The 20,630-nt window shown below is 73.2% G+C and carries 17 protein-coding genes; 14 read left to right on the plus strand and 3 right to left on the minus strand.

Features of this window, described 5'->3' with window-relative positions; translation table 11 throughout:
- Window positions 1-71 precede the first annotated feature (71 nt).
- From FB455_RS12565 to FB455_RS12575, 3 genes are all read left to right on the plus strand, one after another.
- Window positions 72-1,565, plus strand: coding sequence for an HtaA domain-containing protein (locus tag FB455_RS12565; RefSeq protein WP_145753466.1), 1,494 nt, complete (start codon window positions 72-74; stop codon window positions 1,563-1,565).
- A gap of 92 nt (window positions 1,566-1,657) precedes the next feature.
- On the plus strand, window positions 1,658-2,821 hold the full coding sequence (locus FB455_RS12570; protein ID WP_145753469.1) for a WxL protein peptidoglycan domain-containing protein: 1,164 nt from the start codon (window positions 1,658-1,660) through the stop codon (window positions 2,819-2,821).
- Window positions 2,818-3,720, plus strand: a complete 903-nt coding sequence (locus FB455_RS12575; RefSeq protein ID WP_145753470.1) for a hypothetical protein — start codon at window positions 2,818-2,820, stop codon at window positions 3,718-3,720. Before FB455_RS12570 ends, FB455_RS12575 begins: the two co-directional genes overlap by 4 nt.
- Here the strand turns inward: FB455_RS12575 and FB455_RS12580 are convergent.
- Entirely contained in the window at window positions 3,717-5,291 is a 1,575-nt protein-coding gene (locus FB455_RS12580; RefSeq protein ID WP_013286800.1) for an FMN-binding glutamate synthase family protein, read from the minus strand. The two genes, FB455_RS12575 and FB455_RS12580, sit on opposite strands and share 4 nt — an antisense overlap.
- 40 nt (window positions 5,292-5,331) lie before the next feature.
- On the opposite strand from FB455_RS12580, the gene FB455_RS12585 reads away from it, so the two are divergent.
- The 4 genes from FB455_RS12585 (at window position 5,332) to FB455_RS12600 (ending at window position 7,833) form a co-directional block, all read left to right on the plus strand.
- Window positions 5,332-5,943, plus strand: coding sequence for an RNA polymerase sigma factor (locus FB455_RS12585; RefSeq protein WP_145753472.1), 612 nt, complete (start codon window positions 5,332-5,334; stop codon window positions 5,941-5,943).
- Window positions 5,936-6,649 carry a hypothetical protein gene (locus tag FB455_RS12590; RefSeq protein WP_047890391.1) on the plus strand — a complete coding sequence of 238 codons (714 nt, stop codon included), beginning with the start codon at window positions 5,936-5,938 and terminating at the stop codon, window positions 6,647-6,649. Before FB455_RS12585 ends, FB455_RS12590 begins: the two co-directional genes overlap by 8 nt.
- A 67-nt stretch (window positions 6,650-6,716) precedes the next feature.
- A complete protein-coding gene (locus FB455_RS12595; RefSeq protein WP_145753474.1) occupies window positions 6,717-7,235 on the plus strand; it encodes a hypothetical protein in 519 nt (172 codons plus the stop codon).
- Between the two features lie 37 nt (window positions 7,236-7,272).
- A complete protein-coding gene (locus tag FB455_RS12600) occupies window positions 7,273-7,833 on the plus strand; it encodes a DUF5872 domain-containing protein (protein ID WP_013286796.1) in 561 nt (186 codons plus the stop codon).
- 69 nt (window positions 7,834-7,902) lie between these two features.
- On the opposite strand, the gene FB455_RS12605 is transcribed toward FB455_RS12600, so the two are convergent.
- Window positions 7,903-9,096 (minus strand): endo-1,4-beta-xylanase, encoded by a 1,194-nt coding sequence (locus FB455_RS12605; protein WP_013286795.1) that lies wholly within the window; start codon window positions 9,094-9,096, stop codon window positions 7,903-7,905.
- Window positions 9,097-9,306: 210 nt separating this feature from the next.
- Complete coding sequence (locus tag FB455_RS12610; RefSeq protein ID WP_145753476.1) at window positions 9,307-10,311, minus strand: LacI family DNA-binding transcriptional regulator; 1,005 nt, start codon at window positions 10,309-10,311, stop codon at window positions 9,307-9,309.
- Between the two features lie 177 nt (window positions 10,312-10,488).
- Here FB455_RS12610 and FB455_RS12615 point away from each other — a divergent pair, with 177 nt between their 5' ends.
- The 7 genes from FB455_RS12615 (at window position 10,489) to FB455_RS12645 (ending at window position 20,422) form a co-directional block, all read left to right on the plus strand.
- A complete protein-coding gene (locus FB455_RS12615; RefSeq protein ID WP_232236588.1) occupies window positions 10,489-11,757 on the plus strand; it encodes an ABC transporter substrate-binding protein in 1,269 nt (422 codons plus the stop codon).
- Window positions 11,754-12,752, plus strand: coding sequence for a carbohydrate ABC transporter permease (locus tag FB455_RS12620; RefSeq protein ID WP_013286792.1), 999 nt, complete (start codon window positions 11,754-11,756; stop codon window positions 12,750-12,752). Before FB455_RS12615 ends, FB455_RS12620 begins: the two co-directional genes overlap by 4 nt.
- Window positions 12,749-13,615, plus strand: coding sequence for a carbohydrate ABC transporter permease (locus tag FB455_RS12625; protein ID WP_047890392.1), 867 nt, complete (start codon window positions 12,749-12,751; stop codon window positions 13,613-13,615). The genes FB455_RS12620 and FB455_RS12625 overlap by 4 nt, the downstream gene beginning before the upstream one ends.
- Before the next feature lie 39 nt (window positions 13,616-13,654).
- A complete protein-coding gene (locus FB455_RS12630; protein WP_013476462.1) occupies window positions 13,655-15,979 on the plus strand; it encodes a beta-xylosidase/alpha-l-arabinosidase in 2,325 nt (774 codons plus the stop codon).
- Between the two features lie 206 nt (window positions 15,980-16,185).
- Window positions 16,186-17,292: a glycosyltransferase family 39 protein gene (locus FB455_RS12635; RefSeq protein ID WP_145753478.1), complete on the plus strand. Its 1,107-nt coding sequence runs from the start codon at window positions 16,186-16,188 to the stop codon at window positions 17,290-17,292.
- Between the two features lie 113 nt (window positions 17,293-17,405).
- On the plus strand, window positions 17,406-19,274 hold the full coding sequence (locus FB455_RS12640; RefSeq protein ID WP_030268504.1) for a glycosyltransferase family 2 protein: 1,869 nt from the start codon (window positions 17,406-17,408) through the stop codon (window positions 19,272-19,274).
- A complete protein-coding gene (locus FB455_RS12645; RefSeq protein ID WP_030268506.1) occupies window positions 19,268-20,422 on the plus strand; it encodes a glycoside hydrolase family 26 protein in 1,155 nt (384 codons plus the stop codon). Before FB455_RS12640 ends, FB455_RS12645 begins: the two co-directional genes overlap by 7 nt.
- The last annotated feature ends 208 nt before the right edge of the window (window positions 20,423-20,630 follow it).

The raw sequence follows: 20,630 nt of genomic DNA on the forward strand, positions 1-20,630 counted from the left end.
TTCGTGGATCACCCGATCATATTAGGTTTGCCTAACCTAATGCTTTCGCTTCCCCTCCCGAGAGGAACAGCATGTTCAGATCCAGAGCCGGAGCCCTCCGGTCGATGCGCTGGGCGGCGGTGCTCGCCCTCGGCGTGTCGAGTGCGCTCGTGGGCGCCGGACCCGCCTCGGCGGGCGAGGCCGAGATCACCAGTGGCAGCCTGACCTGGGGTTTCAAGGCCAGCTTCCGCAACTACGTCAAGGCCGGCAACGGGGACCCGCCGATCGCTGTCAGCAACGGCGCCACTGTCAACGCCGACGGCACGTTCACGTTCCCGTCGACCGGTGGCACGCACGACGCCGCCGCCGGTACGACCAACGCCACGTACGGCGGCACAGTGGTCTTCTCGTACCCGGCGCACCTGCTGACCATCACGCTGGCCAACCCGACCGTCGCCGTCTCCGGCGGCACCGCCTCGCTGAAGGCGGACGTCGACCTGGCCACCACGATGACCGAGCCGGTCTCGGTGAAGCAGGCCACCGTCGCCACCCTCACCGGCAGTCCCGCCGCCAGCGGGAACACGGTGACCGGCAGCAACCTCGCCGCGGCGCTCACCAGCGTGGGAGCCGGCGCCTTCAACGGCTTCTACGCCGCCGGTGAGGCGCTGGACCCGGTGTCGTTCACGTTCACCACGGCAGGCGGCACCGCGCCCGCCACCCCGGCGGTGACCGTCGACCCGGCCCAGGGCCTCGACCCCGCCGGCGCGACTGTCACCGTACGCGGCACCGGCTTCGACCCGGACTTCAACAACGGGGCCGGCATCTACGTCTCGTTCGGACCGAAGGTCGACGAGCACTGGGCCAACGCCGGCGTCCTCCAGGTCACCAAGTGGGTCAACAAGACCAACGAGCCGACCGACGCCCGGGACCGGATGGCCGCCGACGGCAGCTTCACCACGACGTTGCCGATCAGCGCCGTCTACACCGACCGCAACGGCGACGAGGTGGACTGCACCGAGGTGCAGTGCTACGTCATCACGTTCGCCGCCCGCGGCTCGGCCGACCGCCGCCAGGACACGTTCACCCCGATCACGTTCACCCGGACCGGGGCGGGCGGGAACTCGGCCCAGCAGCGGATCACCAGCACCGTGACCGGCGGTCCGCTCAGCCTGAGCGTCGCCGGCGCGACAGTCGCCCTGCCGCCGGTCGGCAAGGGCGAGTACGCCCGGGCGCCGCTGAACACGGCCACGGTGGCCGACCTGCGCGGCGCCGGCACCGGCTGGAGCCTGGTCGGACAGGTCTCCGACTTCACCTCCGCCGCCGGTGGCGTCATCGCCGGGAACTACCTCGGCTGGGCGCCGACGGCGAGCGTGGTGGACGACCCGCTGGGCGGCACGACCGGTGCCGTCGCCCCGGGCGCGGTGGCCGCTCCCGGCGCCGGTCTCGGTGAGGCCCGTGCCCTGTGCACGGCCGGAGCCGGGACCAGCAACGGCGTCTTCGCCTGCGGCGCCGAGCTCAACCTCGGTGTGCCGGCGTCCGCCGCGGCGGGTGACTACGTCGCCACGCTCACCCTGACCCTCTCCTGATTCACCGACCGGGTCGGACCTGGTGGGGCGCGGGCACGTCGCCCGTGCCCCACCAGCCGCCTCCCGGCGACCACCTCGCAGCGGAGCACGGAATGCCCCTCCTCACGCCCTCCACCCGCACCCCGCGGCGGCGCACGCCCGGCCCGGCCGCGCGGTTCGGCGCCGCGCTCGCCGCCGCGCTGCTCGCGGTGCTGCTCGGGCCGCCGGCCGCCGGCGAGGCCGCCCCCCGGCCCGCACCGTCCGCCGACCCCGGTGCCGTCCGCTGGGCGGTCCAGCCGTCCGGGCCCGGCGGGCCGACCGGGCGCAACTACTTCACGTACGACCTGGCGCCCGGCGACAGCGTCACCGACCACGTCGGCGTCACGAATCTCGGTGACCGCCCGCTCACCTTCGCGGTGTACGGCACCGACGCGTACACCACCACCGACGGCGCCTTCGCGCTGCTGCCCTCCGACCGGGCCGCCACCGACGTCGGCGCCTGGATCGGCGTCGAGCGGCGAAGCTGGACCGTCCAGCCCGGCAGGCGCGCGGACATCCCGTTCCGCCTCACGGTGCCGCGCAACGCCACGCCGGGCGACCACACCGGCGGCGTGATCGCCGCGGTCGCCCAGGACGGCGTGACCGCCGACGGGCAGCGGGTCCGGCTCGACCAGCGGATCGCCGCCCGGGTCTACCTCCGTGTGGCCGGCGAGGTCCGCCCCGCCGTGACTGTCGAATCGGTACGCGTCGGCTACGACACCCCGCTCAACCCGATCGGCCGCGCCGACCTCACAGTCACCTACCGGATCCGCAACAGCGGCAACGTCCGCGTCGGCGGCACCGGCGCGGTGGTCGTCGACGGCCCCGGTGGCTGGACGCTGTCCCGGACCAGCCCGGTCGACCTGCCGGAGCTGCTGCCCGGCGCCGAGTTCACTGTCACCGAGCGGGTCACCGGGGTGCCGCCCGCGCTGCGGCTGACCGCGACAGTCGACCTCGCACCCACCACCGTCGACACCGCGCTGCCCCCGGTGCAGCGCACCGCGAGCGTGTGGGCGCCGCCCTGGCTGCTGATCGCCGCACTGGCGGCCGCCGGAGCCTGGCTCTACCTGCGTCGCCGTCGTCGCCGTCCCACCTCGGCCGCGCCCTCCACCACGCCCGGGCCGGCGCCGGTGTCCGAGCCCTCGGCCGCTCCCGCCGGGCCGGCGGATGCGGCCGGGGCCCCCGTCGCGGGGACGGCCGAACCCCCGGCGGGCGGCGCGGCGGCCGGTGCCCGGTGACCCCGGTCCTGCCGGCCGCCGCCGCGATCCTCGCGCTGGCCGCGCCGGCCCCGGCGCCGCCGTACACCCCGGACGGCACCGCCGTCGCCGCCCCGGCCGCGCCCTCGTCCACTGCGGCCTCCGCGGCGCCGCGGCCCGCTGTCGTCGTGCCGTCCGGCCCGCTGACTGTCGGGCAGCGGGTCACCGTCACGCTGCGCGGCTGGCCGGCCGGCCCGGTCCACCTCACGGTCTGCGGCAACGACGCCCGCCGGGGCGCGCTCGACTGCGCCAACGAGCAGGCCACCACCGTCCAGGTGCCGGCGGGCACGACGGCGGCGCCGATCGTGCTGGCGGCACCGCCCGTCGCCTGCCCCTGCGTACTGCGCGCGCATGCCCTGACCGGCACCGTCCAGGCCACCGCCGCGCTGCCGGTCAGCGGCGTGACCGCCGCCCCGGCGCCCGCGCCGGCCGCCACGCCGCGACTGCACCTCGACGAGCTGCGCGTCGCCGGCCGCCGCCCGCTGCGGGAATGGTTCGGGCTGCCCGAGACGCTCACCGTACGCGTCGCGCTGCGCAACCCCGGCCCGGCCGACGTGGTCGACCCGACGTTCACGCTGCTGTTCGGCCGGCCCGGACGGGCGCACACCATCGTCGCCGCCCCGCCCCTGGGCACCATCGGCCCAGGGCAGGTCCGGACGTACGAGATCCCGGTGCCGGTGGACGTCGCCGTGCTCGGGGCACACGAACTCCACGGCCGCGTCGACCTGCCGGAACGGCCGGTGGCGTTCGTGATCGAGACCAGCCGCCACCCCTGGGGACTGCTCGGTGCGGCGGCGGTCCTGGTGGTGGCGCCGGTCGTGCTCCGGCCGCGCCCGCCGCGCCGCCGGGGCCGGCACCGCACCGGCGGGGGAACCGGCTAGCCGACGGCGGTGGGGGAGGGCGGCGCGCTGCCGCCCTGCGGCGCCTCGGCCGTCATCAGCCGCACGATCTCCGCCCGGTCGGCTGCCGACGGCATCCCCCACTCCGGCCGGTAGCCGAACGCCCGGTCCAGCGGGATCGACGAGGTCCGGCCGTCGAGGATCTCCACCGCGTCGGTGCCGATCAGCCCGGGATGCTCGACGCCGCACGCCTCGGCCACCTTGACCAGGTCGCGGCGCAGCGTACGGATGTAGTTCGCGGCCCGCACCGACTTGCGGGCCGGGTCCAGACCCCGGGCCAGCCACGCGTTCTGGGTGGCGACGCCGGTCGGGCAGGTGTCGGTGTGGCACTTCTGCGCCTGGATGCAGCCGATCGCCAGCATCGCCTCCCGCCCGACGTTGACCATGTCGGCGCCGAGCGCGAACGCCACCACCGCGTTGTCCGGCAGGCCGAGCTTGCCGGCGCCGACGAACACCACGCTCTCGTGCAGGTCGCGTTCGGCGAAGGTGCGGTAGACCCGGGAGAAGCCCTGCTGGAACGGCAGCGAGACCGAGTCGCTGAAGATCAGCGGCGCGGCGCCGGTGCCGCCCTCGCCCCCGTCGACAGTCACGAAGTCCACGCCGCGCCCGGTGTCGCGCATCAGCGTGGCCAGCTCCTCCCAGAACCCGAGGTCACCGACGGCGGACTTGATGCCGACCGGCAGGCCGGTCTCGGCGGCGAGCAGCTCCACCCAGTCGAGCAGACTGTCGCAGTCGGAGAACTCGGCGTGCCGGGACGGGCTGACGCAGTCCCGCCCGGCCGGAATGCCCCGGGTGGCGGCGATCTCGGCGGAGACCTTCGCCGCCGGCAGCAGGCCGCCGAGGCTCGGCTTGGCGCCCTGACTGAGCTTGATCTCCAGCGCGCGTACCGGTGCCGACGCCACCAGGTCCTTGAGCCGTTCCAGGCTGAACCGGCCCTGCTCGTCGCGGCAGCCGAAGTACGCGGTGCCGAGCTGGAAGACCAGCTCACCGCCGTTGCGGTGGTACGGCGACAGCCCGCCCTCGCCGGTGTTGTGCAGGCAGCCGGCCAGTGCGGCGCCCCGGTTGAGCGCCTCCACCGCGTTGCCGGACAGCGAACCGAAGCTCATCCCGGAGATGTTCACCACCGACTCCGGCCGGAACGCCTGCGCCCGGCCGCGCGCCGCGCCGAGCACCTTGGCGCAGGGCAGCGTCACGTCGTGCCCGGCGGTCGGCGTCGACGGCGGGACCGCCCGGCCGAACGTACGGTGCTTGATGATCGGATAGCCGGAGGTGTGCTCGATGTCGTTGTCGGTGCCGAAACCGAAGTAGTTGTTCTCCTGCTTGGCCGAGGCGTACACCCAGCGCCGCTGGTCGCGGGTGAACGGCCGCTCCTCGTCGTTGCCGGCCACGATGTACTGCCGCAGCTCCGGGCCGATCGACTCGATCAGGTACCGCGCCCGGCCCAGCACGGGGAAGTTGCGGCGCAGCGCGTGGTCGCGTTGCAGCAGGTCCCGGGCCGCCAGCGCGGCGACGGCGGCGACGGCTGCGGGTACGGCTCTTCTCGCCCAGCTCATCCCGCCACTCTTTCCGGCCCGGCACCCGGTCAAACGCCTGATGGAACCCGGCCGCCCCGGGCGGTGTCATGAAAGCGGACCGACGGCGGAGGCTGCCCTGGACGACGACGACCTCGTCACCCGCGTACGCGCCGGCGACCGGGAGGCGTACGACGCCCTGGTCGCCCGGCACACCGCGTCCGCGTACCGGACGGCGGTGCTGCTCGGCGCCGGTCCGGACGCCGAGGACGTGGTCCAGGAGGCGTTCGTGAAGGCGTACCGGAAACTGTCCCGCTACCGGGCCGAGGCGTCGTTCCGGTCCTGGCTGCTCGCGATCGTCGCCAACGAGACCCGGAACCTGCACCGTGCCCGCACCCGGCGGGACGGGCTGACGCTGCGCGCGGCGGCGGCGGAGCCGGTCGCGGCGGTCACCGGCGACGACGGGCTCGACGCCGTGCTGGCGGCCGAACGCCGCGCCGCGCTGGTGGGTGCGCTGCGGCGGTTGCCCGTCCGCGACCGCGAGGTGATCGTCTGCCGCTACCTGCTCGACCTCGGCGAGGACGAGACGGTGACAGTGCTGGGGGTGGCCCGGGGCACCGTGAAGTCACGGACCCACCGGGCGCTGGCGAAGCTGCGGGCCCTGCTGGACCGGGAGGTGGCGCACCGTGGATGACCTGGAACGGGAGCTGCGGGAGCTGACCGGCTGGCTGGAGCCGGCGCGGACGCCGGATCTGACCGACCGGGTCCGGGCCCGGCTCGACGCGCCCGCGCCGCGCCGCCGGTGGCGGTACGTGCTGGCCGGCGCGCTCGCCGCCCTGCTGGTGGCGGCGCTGCCGCCGGGGCGGGCCGCGGTCGCCGGCGCGGTGACCGGGCTGCTGCGGTTCTCCGGGGTCGTCATCGACACCGCACCCGCGCCGCCGCCGGCCGGTACGCCGTCGCCGTTGCCCGCGCAGCACCAGGTCGCGCTCGCCGAGGCGCAGCGGCAGGTCCGCTTCCCGATCCGCGTCCCGGCCCGCCTCGGCGCGCCGGAACGGGTGCTGGTCGCCGATCCGGACGGTGCCGGCGCCCACCGGGTCGTCAGCCTGCTCTACCGGGGCGGGACGGTCCGGCTGGACGCGTTCGACGGCTCGCTCGACATCGTGTTCCACAAGCGGTCGGTCGGGGCGGACGTGACGCTCACCCAGGTCGGCGGCGAGTTCGCTATCTGGGTCGGTGGGCCGCACGCGCTCGCGTACGTGGACCGCTCGGGGACGGAACGGGTCGCCACCGCGCGGTTGTCCGCCGCCACGCTGATCTGGGAGCGGGCCGGGGTGAGCTACCGGCTGGAGGGCGATCTCACCCGCGAACAGGCGCTGGACGTCGCGTCCTCGTTGGAGTGAGGGCGCCGGGAACCCCGGGGCGCCGGGCGGTGTCCTGTTGACGAGAGTCGTCGACGGGGGAGGCCGGATGTCCGTTCCGAGAAGAGTCCTGCTGGTGTCGGTCCTGCTGCTGGCCGGGTGCACCGGCCCGGCCGGCGTGCCCGACACGGCCCCGGGCACCACGCCCGCCACCGGCCCGGCCGCGCCGTCGGCCTGTGCCGAGCGGCTGGAGACCGGCCGGCTGCCGGACTGGGCGGACGCCGGGTTCACCGGCGACACCCGGGTGCGGCACGTCTTCGGCACCGGGGGCGACATCGTGGCGATCCTGTTCGCGTACCCGCTGGTGCACGCGCGCGGGGACGGCGCGAACAACAAGATCCTCTGGGTGGCCCGCCCCGATCCCGGCCGGTCCGAACCGGCGCAACTCAGCCCCCTGGTGATCACCGCGACGCTCGACGGGACGGGTGCCCGGGCCGTCCGGGAGGTGCCCGGCGGACCCGGGCCGTCCATCGTCGACCTGCCGGCCGCCGGGTGCTGGCGGCTGCGGCTGGACTGGTCGGGCCGCACCGACACGATGGATCTGGTCTATCGGCCGGCGCTCGGCTGACCGGCATGGCCGCTCCCGGTCCGGGTAACGCTGCGTCATGGCGAAGTACACCGAGCCGGAACTGCGGGAGCGCCTCAAGGCCGAGATCCGCGCCTCCGACAAGGGCGGACGGCCGGGGCAGTGGTCGGCCCGCAAGTCGCAGCTGCTGACGAACGAGTACAAGAAGGCCGGCGGGGGATTCGAGGGCCCGAAGGACGCACGGCAGCGCTCGCTGCAACGCTGGGGCGGCGAGAAGTGGCAGACCCGCAGCGGCGATACGCGCGCCCGCAACGGCGGCGAAACCCGCCGTTACCTGCCCAAACAGGCGTGGGAGGAGCTGTCGGAGAACGAGCGGCGCGCCACCGACACCCGCAAGCGCCGCGCGTCGCGCTCCGGCCGCCAGTACGTGCCGAACACCGGCCCGGCGAAGCGGGCCCGCCGGGACGCCACGGCCGCCGAGCAGATCAACGAGTTGCCGGTTACCGAGGCGGTCAAGCTGGTCCGTGACCTCGACACCCGTCAGCTCGACGCGGCGCTGCGCCGGGAACGCGGCGGCAAGGCCCGCAAGACGCTCATCGGGCGGCTGGAGTCGGAACTGGGCCGGCGCCGGGCGGCGTGAGCGTGTGCCGGCCGGGCACAGGCGGCGGGGCCGGTCACCGGACCGGCCCCGCCGTGGTGCGCCGGTCGTCTAGCGGCGCGGGTGCTGCGGGATGCGCGGCAGCACGTATGGCGGACCGGAGAAGATCAGGTCGGCCTTCAGCTCGTGGTACGCCCGCTTCGGCTGGTAGTTCTCGTCGTAGACGGTGGCCAGGCCCTCCGGCGGGTCGGAGAACGCGCCGGGTACCCAGGAGTGCTTGTCGGTGAAGCCCCAGAGGGTGAACGACAGGCAGTGCCGCTCGGCCAGGCAGGCCTGCATCAGCACGCTGAAGTTCGCCGCGGACGCCTGCAGACGCGGGTTGATCTCCGCGGAGTCGCCGGCCTCCACCCCCTCGGTGATCTGGCTGCGCACGTCCACCTCGGTGAGGGCCGTGGCCAGCCCGAGCCCGGCGAACTTGCGCAGGGCCGCGGCCACCTGGAGCGTGCTGAAGTTGCCGTACTGGGTGCCGAGGTGGCCCTGTGCGCCCACGCCGTCGATCGGCACGCCCTTGGCCCGCAGGTCACGGGCCATGTCGTAGACGAACTGCGTCTTGTCGTCGGCCGGGTTGCCGGAGCCGAACGCCTCGATGTTGTAGTCGTTGTAGAACAGCAGCGCCTTCGGGTCGGCGGCGCGGGCCCAGCGGAACGCGTCGGCGATGTAGCCGGGCCCGAGGTTCTGCGCCCAGAACCCCTTGTAGTGCAGGGTGGACGGGGTGTCCCAGGGGTCGCTGACCGCCTCGTTCACCACGTCCCACTGCCAGATCTTGCCCTTGAAGTGGGTGACCACGGCGGTGATGTGGTTGCGCAGGATCTGGCGCAGCTCGGCCTTGCTGATCGAGCCGTCCGCGACGCCGCTGGTCAGCCACGCCGGCAACTGGTTGTGCCAGACCAGCACGTGGCCCCGGACCCGCTGGTTGTTCTTGCGGGCGAAGTCGATCAGCTCGTCGGCCGGCCCCCAGTTGTATGTGCCCCGGGTGGGTTCGAGGCTCTCCCACTTCATGACGTTCTCGGCGGTGACGGTGGAGAACTCGGACGCGGCCAGCTCGCGGTACCGCGGCTCGGCGGCGTCGTTGAGGGCGGCCATGTCGACGGCGGTGCCCACGTACAGGCCGTGGCGCTTGGCCAGCTCGCGCAGGCTCTGCGCGGCCGGGTCGTAGGGGCGGCCGGCCGTCGCGGGGACGACGTTGAGGGCGGTGGCGGTCGCGACGGCGACGGCGCCGGCGGCGAGCCAACGTCTCAGCTTCATGGTCGTTCCTTTCGGGAGGGTGCGCGCGGCCGGAGGCCGGCGGTGGCGGTGCCGGGAACGCCGCGGCGTGGAACGGACCGGCGGGCGCCCGGGTGGACGGACGGTGCGGGCTTCCGAAACTTCCGGTCTCGCTTCCGGAAGTAGCCCGAAACATTACGGACGCCGATAGCCGTCCGTCAATCACCCGGGCCGGGAGGGTGAGGTGGCGCCTCAGCGCAGCGGGCGGCAGGAGGCCCGGACGACCAGCTCGGTGGGGAGCCGGATGTGCGTGTCCCGCTCGACGCCCGCGATGAGGTCGATCAGCAGACGCAGTGACTCGGCGCCCATGCGTTGCAGCGGCTGCCGGATCGTGGTGAGGGGAGGGTCGACGAGCGCCGACTCCGGGATGTTGTCGAAGCCGATGACCGACAGGTCGTCCGGTACGCCGAGGCCGAGGCCGCGGGCGACGTCCACCGTGGAGATGGCCGAGAGGTCGTTGCCGGCGAAGATCGCGGTGGGCCGGTCGGGGAGCGCGAGCAGCTCGGCGGCCGTGCTCGCGGCGCTCTCGGTGCGGAACCCGCCGACCCGCACGAGCCGCTCGTCCACCGTCAGGCCCGCGTCGGCCATCGCCTTGCGGAACCCGGCCTCGCGCAGGCGGGCCGACTCCAGGTCGGGGCGGCCGCTGATGTGCGCGATCCGCCGGTGCCCGAGCGACAGCAGGTAGTCGGTGGCCAGCACCGCGCCGGCGAAGTTGTCGGAGTCGACGGTGGGCAGACCGGACGGGCCGGTGTGCGGGTCGACGGCCACCACGTGGAAGCCGTGCTTGGTCTCGACCACTGTCGGCGTCACGATCACCGCGCCGTCGATGAGTGTGCCGGACAGCCGGGCCAGCGAGCGCCGCTCCCACCCTATGGCCGCGCCCTCCCCGTCATCGCTGGAGTAGGCGAGCAACTGGTAGCCGCTGCCGGCGACCTCCCGGGACGCGCCCTTGAGCAGCTCGGTCGAGAACGGCTCGAACTCGGCGACCAGGATGCCCAGCACGTTCGTGCGGTGGCTGCGCAGGCTCTGCGCCCCCAGGCTGGCCTCGTACCCGAGCTCGTGGATGACCTGCTGGACGCGCTCGACGGTGGCCTGCGCGACGCCGTATCGGCCATTGACAACCTTGGATACGGTTGCCACCGAGACGCCGGCCGTACGTGCCACGTCCGACATCTTGACGCGCTCCTGGAACACCACGCCGACGATGATAGAGGGCTCTCTCAGGTCGATCGAAGACGATGTCGAAAACGTTATCGATACCGATTGACTTCACGTTACGGCCCTGTAAAACTCCCCGGCAGGTAACCCGACTGAGTGGTCGAGGAGACATCTATGGTGATGAAGCGCCGTGCTGGCGCCGTCCTGGCACTGTTTGTGACAAGTGCTCTGCTGGCCTCCGCGTGCAGTGGTGGTGGCGACGAGGAGAAGGCCGCCGAGAGTGAGCTGTACAAGAACCCGGTGACGTTGACCTGGTGGCACAACGCGTCGCAGGACGGGCCCGGCAAGACGTACTGGGAGAAGGTCGCCAAGGACTTCTCCACGGCCCACCCGACCGTCAAGATCGAGATCGAGGCGATCGAGACGAACCAGCTCCAGCGCACCCGGCTCCCCGCCGCGCTGCTGAGCAACGACCCGCCGGACATCTTCCAGGCGTGGGGCGGCGGCGAGATGCGCGAGCAGGTCGAGGCCGACTACCTCAAGGACATCACCGACCAGGTGAAGGGCGAGGTCGCCGACATCGGCAACGCCGCCGAGATCTGGCAGGTCGAAGGCAAGCAGTACGGCCTGCCGTACCGGATGGGCATCGAGGGCATCTGGTACAACAAGGACATGTTCGCGAAGGCGGGCATCACGGCGCCGCCGACCACCTTCGAGGAACTCAACGCCGCGGTCACCAAGCTCAAGACCATCAACGTCATCCCGATCGCCCTCGGCGCCGGTGACAAGTGGCCCGCCGCGCACTGGTGGTACAACTTCGCGCTGCGTGCCTGCTCGGTCGACACGCTGAAGAAGGCGACCAAGGACCGGAACTTCGACGACCCGTGCTTCGTCAAGGCCGGCCAGGACCTCAAGACCTTCATCGACACCAAGCCGTTCCAGAACAACTTCATCGCCACGCCGGGTCAGAACGACCCGACCAGCGCCAACGGCCTGCTCGCGAACGGCAAGGCCGCGATGGAGCTGATGGGTGACTGGAACCGCGGCACCCTGGACACCGTCGCCACCGACAAGGCGGCCCTGGGCAAGTTCCTCGGCTGGTTCCCGGTGCCGGCGATCTCCGGCTCCGCCGGTGACCCGAAGGCGGCCCTCGGCGGCGGCGACGGGTTCGCCTGCTCCAAGAACGCCCCGGCCGAGTGCGTCGAGTTCCTCAAGTACCTCGTCAGCCCCGAGGTGCAGAAGGGCTACGCCGCCACCGGCACCGGCCTGCCCGTCGCCAAGGGCGCGGCCGACGGCGTCACCGACCCGGCCCTGAAGTCGATCCTCCAGGCCACGTCCGACGCCACCTACGTGCAGCTCTGGCTGGACACCGCCTACGGCAGCACCGTCGGCACCGCGATGAACGACGCGATCGTCGCGATCTTCGCCGGCAACGGGACACCTGAGAAGGTCGTCTCGGCCATGAAGGCGGCCGCAAGCAAGTGACGTCCGCATCGCAGACCCGTACGCCCGCCGTCGGTGCGCAAGCGCCGCCGGCGGGCCTCCGGCCCGGCGCACGGGCCGCCTCCCGCCGCGCCGAGACCCGTCGCAAGTGGTACGAGATCATCGGGCTGACCACGCCCGCGATCGTCATCTACGTGATGTTCGTGCTGGTGCCGATGGGCTTCGCGTTCTACTACAGCCTGTTCCGCTGGCGCGGCGTCGGCCCGCCCACCGAGTACGTCGGCTTCCGCAACTACACGCTCGCCTTCCAGGACCCGATCTTCCTCGACGCGCTGCGCAACAACGCGATCATCGTGTTCGGGTCGCTGCTGATCCAGGGCCCGGTCGCGCTGGGCATCGCCCTCCTGCTCAACCGCCGCTTCCGCGGGCGCTCGGCGTTCCGCCTGCTGGTGTTCGTGCCGTACGTGCTGGCCGAGGTCACCGTCGGCATCATGTGGAAGCTGATCCTGACCGAGAACGGCACGCTCGACGCGCTGCTGCAGTCGATCGGGCTCGGCGGGCTGGTGCAGGCGTGGCTGGCCGACCTGGACGTGGTGATCTGGACGCTGCTGTTCGTCCTCACCTGGAAGTACGTCGGCTTCGCCATCATCCTGCTGCTCGCCGGCCTGTCGAACGTGCCGCAGGAGTTGAACGAGGCCGCGGAGATCGACGGCGCGAGCTGGTGGCAGATCCAGCGCCACGTCACGCTGCCGCTGCTCGGCCCCACCATCCGGATCTGGATGTTCCTGTCGATGATCGGCTCGTTGCAGGTCTTCGACATGGTCTGGGTGACCTCGGTGCCGGCCGTGCGCTCGCTCGGCGCCTCGGCCACCATGGCGACGTACATGGTGGACAACGGCTTCTTCGCCCGGCTCTGGGGCTACGGCAACGCGGTGGCCGTGATCCTGTTCGCCATCTCCTTCGTCGCGGCGCTGCTGTTCCAGCGTTTCCTGCTCCGCCGTGACATCGAGGGCGCCATCACCCGGAAGGGGAAGTGACAGTGGCCGTGAACTCCGTACCCGCCCCCTCGGCCGGGCGCCGGCCGGTCCAGTGGAGCGCGCCGCTGACGTACGCGATCGCGCTCGCGGTCGCGGCCGTCTCGATCGCACCCGTCGTGTACGTCGTCGTCGGCGGTTTCCGGACCACGCCGCAGATCGTGAACGACCCGGCCGGCCTGCCGGACCCGTGGGTCTGGGAGAACTACTACCGAGTGCTGACGCAGAGCGGCTTCTGGAAGCAGGCGTTCAACAGCGCCGTGGTCGCCCTCGGCACCACGCTCGGCGTGGTGGTGCTCGGCATGGCCGCCGCGTTCGTGCTCGCCCGGTACACGTTCCGGGGCCGCGAGGGGCTCTACACCTTCTTCACCCTCGGCCTGCTGTTCCCGGCCGGCGCGGCGATCCTGCCGCTGTACCTCATGCTGCGCGACCTGAACCTGATCAACTCCTACTACGCGGTGATCCTCCCGCAGGTGGCCTTCTCGTTGCCGCTGACGATCGTCATCCTGCGGCCGTTCCTGTCGGCCATCCCGCGGGAGCTGGAGGACGCGGCCGCCATCGACGGCGCCGGCCGGCTCGGCTTCCTCTGGCGGATCGTGCTGCCGCTGTCGCGGCCCGCGGTCGTCACCGTCGGCATCCTCGCGTTCGTGGCGAGCTGGAACGCGTTCCTCCTGCCGCTGCTCGTCCTGGGGGACGTCAACCTGCACACCCTGCCGCTGGGCGTGCAGAACTTCTCCAGCCAGTACACCACCGACACCGCGGGCGTCCTCGCCTTCACGTCGCTGGCGATGTTGCCGGCGCTGCTGTTCTTCACCCTGGCGGAGAAGCAGATCGTGGGCGGCCTCCAGGGCGCGGTCAAGGGCTGAGCGGCAGCGGTACCAGCACAACCAGTGGAAAGGCACACCATGACAGAGGTCCACGCGGTGGTGGACGGGCCGGTACCGGCTCAGGCAGGTTCGGACCACGACCGGCCGGACGGGCACGACGCCGAGGCGCGCGTACGGGAACTGCTCGCTCGCATGACGATCGAGGAGAAGGTCGCGCAGCTCGTCGGGTTCTGGGAGAAGGAGGACGGTGAGGCGGTCGCGCCCCTGCAGGGCGAGTTCGCCGACACCGGCCGGCTCGAGGACTTCTCCCGGCACGGGCTGGGTCACCTCACCCGCGCCTACGGCACCCGCCCGGTCGACGCCGCGGCCCGCGCGGCCTGGCTGTGGAAGTTCCAGCGGGACCTGGTGACCGGCACCCGGCTGGGCATCCCGGCGATCGTGCACGAGGAGTGCCTGACCGGCCTGTCGGCGTGGAAGGCGGCCACCTTCCCGACGCCGCTGGCCTGGGGCGCCGCGTTCGATCCCGATCTGGTCGCCGAGATGGCGGCGGCGATCGGGGCCTCGATGCGCGCGCTCGGCATCCACCAGGGACTGTCCCCGGTGCTCGACGTGATCCGGGATCCCCGCTGGGGCCGGGTCGACGAGTGCATCGCCGAGGACCCGTACCTCGTCGGCACCATCGGCACCTCGTACGTGCGGGGGCTCCAGTCGCAGGGCGTGCTCGCGACGCTGAAGCACTTCGCCGGCTACTCCGGCTCGCGGGCCGGGCGCAACTTCGGCCCGGTGCACGCCGGTCCCCGGGAACTCGCCGACGTGCTGCTGCCGCCGTTCGAGATGGCGATCCTCGACGGTGACGCGCGCAGCGTCATGCACTCGTACGCGGAGATCGACGGCGTGCCGGTCGCCGCCGACCCGACGATGCTCACCGACCTGCTGCGGGACCGGTGGGGGTTCGACGGGACCGTGGTGGCCGACTACTACGGGGTCGCCTTCCTCAACCTGCTGCACCACGTGGCGGCCGACAACGCGGACGCGGCCGTGCAGGCGCTGAGCGCGGGCCTCGACATCGAGCTGCCCACCGGCGACGCCTACCTGACCCTGACCGAGACGGTGCGGGCCGGCAAGGTCGACGAGGCGCTGGTCGACCGGGCGGTGCTGCGGGTCCTGCGCCAGAAGCAGGAACTCGGACTGCTCGACGCCACGTTCGACGACGAGCCGCCGGGCGCGATCGACCTCGACTCGCCGGAGCACCGGGCGATCGCCCGCCGGCTCGCCGAGGAGTCGGTCGTCCTGGTCGCCAACGGGGGCGTGCTCCCGCTGCCGGCGGGCCGGCGGGTGGCCGTGGTCGGCCCGAACGCCGACCGGCAGGGCGCGCTGTTCGGCTGCTACTCGTTCCTCAACCACGTGCTGGCCCACCACCCGGGCGTGGAGACCGGGTTCGAGGTGCCGACAGTGCTGGAGGCGGTGCGCGCCGAGTTCGGCGCCGACCGGGTCACCTTCGCGGCCGGCTGCGAGGTGGACTCGGCGGACCGGTCCGGGTTCGACGAGGCGGTCGCCGCCGCGTCCGCCGCCGACGTGGCGGTTCTCGTGGTCGGCGACCACGCGAGCCTGTTCGGCCGCGGCACCGTCGGCGAGGGCTGCGACCGGGACGACCTGGAGCTGCCCGGCGTGCAGCGGCAGCTCGTCGAGGCGGTGCTGGACACCGGCACCCCGGTCGTCCTCGTGCTGCTCACCGGCCGCCCGTACGCGCTCGGCTGGGCGCTGTCCCGGTGCGCGGCGGTGGTGCAGACGTTCTTCCCGGGCGAGGAGGGCGCCGGGGCGATCGCGGGTGTGCTCTCCGGGCGGGTCAACCCGTCCGGCCGGCTGCCGGTCAGCCTGCCCGGCTCGGCCGGCGCGCAGCCGTACTCGTACCTGCACCCGGAGCTGGGGGAGGGCATGAACGGGACCAACCTGCCGGCGACTCCGGTGGCGCCGTTCGGGCACGGGCTGTCCTACAGCACGTTCGCGTACACCGATCTGACCGTGCCGGCCGAGGTGCCGACCGACGGGGCGCTGCGGGTGTCGGTGCGCGTGACGAACACCGGCCCGGTCGCCGGTGACGACGTGGTGCAGCTCTACGGCCGCGACCTGGTCGCCTCGGTGACCCGGCCGGTCGCGCAGCTGCTCGGCTACCGGCGGGTGCGCCTGGAGCCGGGCGCCTCGGTGACCGTCGAGCTGACCGTCCCCACCACGCGGCTGGCGTTCACCGGCCGCACGCTCACCCGGGTGGTGGAGCCCGGGGAGGTCGACGTCTGGGTCGGCACGAGCGCCCGGCGCGACGCCCAGGCGCGGACGACGCTGACCGGCGACACCGCCGCGATCACCGCCGCCTCGCCCCGCTGGACGACGACCGACCTTCGCTGAGCCGGGTCCGCCGGTCGTCCACGGGGCGACCGGCGGACCCTTTCAGGGCATATTGGCGTTATGCCGTTTTTGGCTCAGTAGGCTCCAGGGTGTCATCCAGCCCGTGACCCGGGGCTTCCGGTGCCGCCCGCCACGCGCGGATCGCGCCTCGCCGCCCGGTCGGCTGGATCCCCGTCGCCGGCACCCACAGGGATGCGTGAGTCACGATGATGGACGCGGACACGATGGTCCTGCCCCGGCTCGGGGACGCCACGGTCGAGGATCCGTGGGGCGAGGACCGGCCGCGCCGGGTCACCGTCCGCGCCGCGACCGGCGTGCTCCGGTGGCGGATCGTGGCGTGGCTGGTGCCGGCGGTCCTGATGGGTGCGCTCGGCGCCGCGCGGATCACGGAATCCGGGGCGAGCACCGGAGAACTCGCGACCCGGCGCGCGGCCACGTCGCCCTGGCCGGGGATCGGCGTCACGCTGACCGGCGACGACCTCGCGCTCGGGCCGTACCACCTGCTCATGCGCGGCTGGACGGCGCTGTTCGGCGCGGCGGACCTCGCACTGCGCGTACCGTCCCTGCTGGCCATGGTCGGTGCCGCGGCGCTCGTCGGCGCGCTCGCCGCCCGGATCGCCACGCCCGCCGCCGGTCTGCTCGCCGGCGTGATCTTCGCGGTGCTGCCGGCCTCGATCCGGTACGCGCAGGAGGCGCAGCCGTACGCCCTGGCGGTGTTCGCCGCCGTGCTCGCCACCTGGCTGCTGGTGCCCGCGCTCGACCGGCCGGGCGCGCGCCGGCTCGTGCCCTACACGGGCGCGGTGCTGCTGCTGGGCGTGTGCCAGCCGGTGGCGTTGCTGCTGCTCGCCGGCCACGGCTGGGTCGTGCTGGCGTTCCGTCGCCGCTGTGCTCTCCGGTGGCTGGCCGCCGTGGCCCTCGGGCTGCTCCCGGTCGCCGCGCTGCTCGCCTCCGGCCTGAGTGACGGCGGGCGCCTCGCGTCCGGCGCCCGTCCCGGTGCCGCAGTGCTCGCGGCCACGCCCGGGGACCTGTTCGGCGTCGCCGCGCTCGGCGGCGTGCTGGCCGGGCTGGCCCTGTTCAGCCTCCCGCTGCGGTACGCCGCCGCGATCTGCACCGCCTGGGCGCTGGTGCCGGCGCTCGGGCTGCTGGCGCTGGCGCAGGCAGTGCCGGTCTGGTCGGCGGTGAACCTGCTGTTCACGGTGCCGGCCTGGGCGGTGCTCGGCGGGGTGGCCCTGTCCCGGGCGCGTGCCGCCGGGGTCGTCGCCGTGCTGGTGCTCGTCGCGCTGCTCGCCGTGGCGGCCCAGCTTCCCGGCTGACCGCGTGACCGGTCGACGAACGGGCGATGTCTGCCTGATTCGCCCTTTTTGCGGTTGATTGTCGGCTTAGCATTCGGTCGGCTCCTGAGCCGGAAGCAGACCATGGGGGAAACGTGGCCGTCGCCGCCGATACACGCCCGTCCCGCGCCACGACGGCCGGGCCGCCGGGCGCCCGCCCGATCGCACCCGTCCCGCCCGGGACGCCGGCCGATCCGGACCGCCGGCAGCGCAACGTCCGCGCCCGCCTGGCGTACGCGCGCTGCGGCGCCACCGCCGGTCCGCTGCGCCCGCCCCGGCGCCCCGACGCGGCGGTCGAGTTCCGGCCCACCGCCTCGGTCACCGCGCGGCTGGTGCTGACGCTGCTGGTGCTCGTCAACAGCGCCGCCGGGCTGGTCTTCGTCGGCTGGCTGCTGCTGCCCCAGCACGTACCCGGCCCCGGCGTCGTCGGGCTCGGCGGCTGGCAGACAGTCGCCGCCCGGCTCGCGTTCTGCGTCGTCGTCGGCGTCGAGCTGATCCGCCTGGCGCAGAACGTGGTGGTCTGGGTCTTCGCCTTCCACGCCCGGGATCCGGTGCCGGTCGACCCGCCGGTCGGCCTGCGGGTCGCCCTGCTCACCACCATCGTGCCGAGCAAGGAGCCGATCGAGGTCGCCGAGCGGACGCTGCGCCGACTGCGGGAGATCGTCTACTGCGGGCACGTCGACGTGTGGATCCTCGACGAGGGCGACGACCCGGCGGTCCGGGCGATGGCCGCGCGGCTGGGCGTACGCCACTTCACCCGCAAGGGCCGGCCCGAGTACAACCGGCCCGGCGGCGAGTTCCGGGCCCGCACCAAGTCCGGCAACCACAACGCCTGGCGGGCCGAGCACGAGCACCGCTACGACGTGGTCGCCAACGTCGACCCGGACCACGTGCCGCTGCCGAACTTCCTGGAACGCACGCTCGGCTACTTCCGCGACCCGGACGTCGCGTTCGTGGTGACCCCCCAGGTGTACGGCAACATGCACCAGAACTTCGTCGCCCACGGCGCCTCGGTGCAGCAGTACCTCTACAACGGGCTGATCGCCCGTGGCGGCAACGGCCTGGACGCGCCGCTGCTGACCGGCACCGGGCACCTCTACCGGCCGGCGGCCTGGCGGACCATCGGCGGCTACCAGGACTCGATCATCGAGGACCACCTCACCAGCATCCGCGTGCACGCCGCCGTCAACCCGGCCACCGGCAACCGGTGGAAGGGCGTCTACACCCCGGACGTGGTGGCGCTCGGCGAGGGACCGACCTCCTGGGCGGACTACTTCAACCAGCAGAAGCGCTGGGCGGCCGGGATCTGCGAGATCCTGCTCCGGCGCGAGCTGCGCACACCGCGCGACCTGCCGTCCCGTCGTCGCTGGCAGTACCGGCTGCTCCAGTTCTACTACCCGAGCGTGGCGGTGAGCCTGCTGCTGGGTAACGCGGCCACCGCGCTGTACCTGCTGACCGGCGTCGACGCGGGTCGCCTCGACCCGCAGGTCTGGGCGACGCTGTGGGGGTCCACCATCGGCACCTGGTTCCTGCTCTGGCTGTGGCTGCGCCGCTTCAACATCGCCCCGCACGAGCGGGAGGAGGTGGGCATGGCCGGCATGGCGCTCGCGCTGTTCGCGGGACCGGTCTACGTGGCCGCGGCGGTGGGCGCCCTGCTGCGCCGCAAACTCGGCTTCGTGGTCACCGCCAAGGGCGCGCTGCGCACCGTCGAGTCGCCGCGTACGTTCCGGCTGCACCTGTGCTGGGCGCTTGCCGCCGCCGGACTGCTCGCGGCGAGCTTCGCGCTGGACCACGACTACCCGCTGCTGCGGGTATGGCCGGCGCTGACGCTGCTGACCGGGCTCGCGCCGCCGTTGATCTCCTGGGTGGAGAGTCTGCGGGCGCGCCGGGACCGGGTAGCCGGCGTGACCCGGGAGCCCCAGGTGGTGCCCCGGACCGTGGCCGAGGGTGGTGTGCCGTGCTGAGGCCGACGCTGCCCCGGATGGGCCTGGCGCTGGCCGGAGTGCTGCTGCTCGCGTACGCCTTCGTGGTGGCGCCGGGCGCGTGGCGCGACCCGGCCACCGACGCCGCGGTGCGGCGGCCCGCCCCGGCGACGCCGCAGGCGAGCACCGACGTGCCGGCGGCGGTCGTGCCGAGCCCGCGCGGCGGCCCGTTCCCGCCGGCCGGGCAGGCGTTCTTCGGGGTGATGACCGACAAGGGACCGTACGACTTCGCGCCGGTCGACCGGTTCGCCGACGCGGCCGGGCGGTCGCCGCAGGTGATGCTCTTCGGCGCGGACTGGGTGTCGGCCGCGTTCGACCGGAGCCTGTTCGACCGGATCGCCGAGCGGGGCATGATGCCGATGCTCGGCTGGGAGCCGTGGGACCACACGGTCGACAAGGCGGCCCGCCGCACCGAGCTGACCGACAGGCAGATCGACCGGCTGCGCGCCACCCAGCCGGACTACCGGCTGTCCCGGATCGCGCGCGGCGACTTCGACGCGTACCTGCGCTCCTGGGCCGACGGCGTCCGGTCGCTGGGCTACCCGGTGGCGATCCGCTTCGCGCACGAGATGAACGGCGACTGGTACCCCTGGTGCGAGCGGGCCAACGGCAACCGCCCCGGCGACTACGTCCGCGCCTGGCGGCACGTGCACGACGTCTTCGCCGAGGCCGGCGCCACGAACGTCACCTGGGTGTGGAGCCCGAACGCCCGCTGGGACAAGACGACCGCCGGGCTCACCGGCCTCTACCCGGGCGACGAGTACGTCGACTGGGTCGGTGTCACCGGCTACTACGGCAGCGGCGCCTTCACCAAGACGTACTGGTCGTTCGACCAGATCTTCGGCCCGACGATCGCGGAGATCCGCAAGGTCACCGGCAAGCCGCTCGTGGTCACCGAGACCGGCGCCGCCGACGCCGCCGGGCACAAGGCCCGGTGGATCCGGGACACGTTCCGCGCCCTGCCCCGCTATCCGAACCTGATCGGGCTGATCTGGTTCGAGGTGGACAAGGAGAAGGACTGGCGCATCGCCGGCTCGCCGGCGGCGGCGACCGCGTTCGCCGAGGCGGTGGCCGCCGAGCGCTACGACGTGACCTGGTCACCGGCGGTGCGGCCACGCGAAGGCCCCTGACCTGGAGCCGTTCCTCGCCCCCGAGCACGAGATGTACGCCGCCGTCCAGGCGGACCTGCCGGACTGGCTGGACCGCTCGGAGGAGTGGCTCAGCGCCACCCAGATCCGGCTGCTGCGCGACATGCCGCACCTCAATGAGTGCGCTGGCCGAGCAGCTCTGGCCGGAGCGGCAGTCGTGGCTGCCGGAGGACGTCTTCATCGGCGGCTA

Source organism: Micromonospora sp. CNZ296, assembly GCF_007827635.1.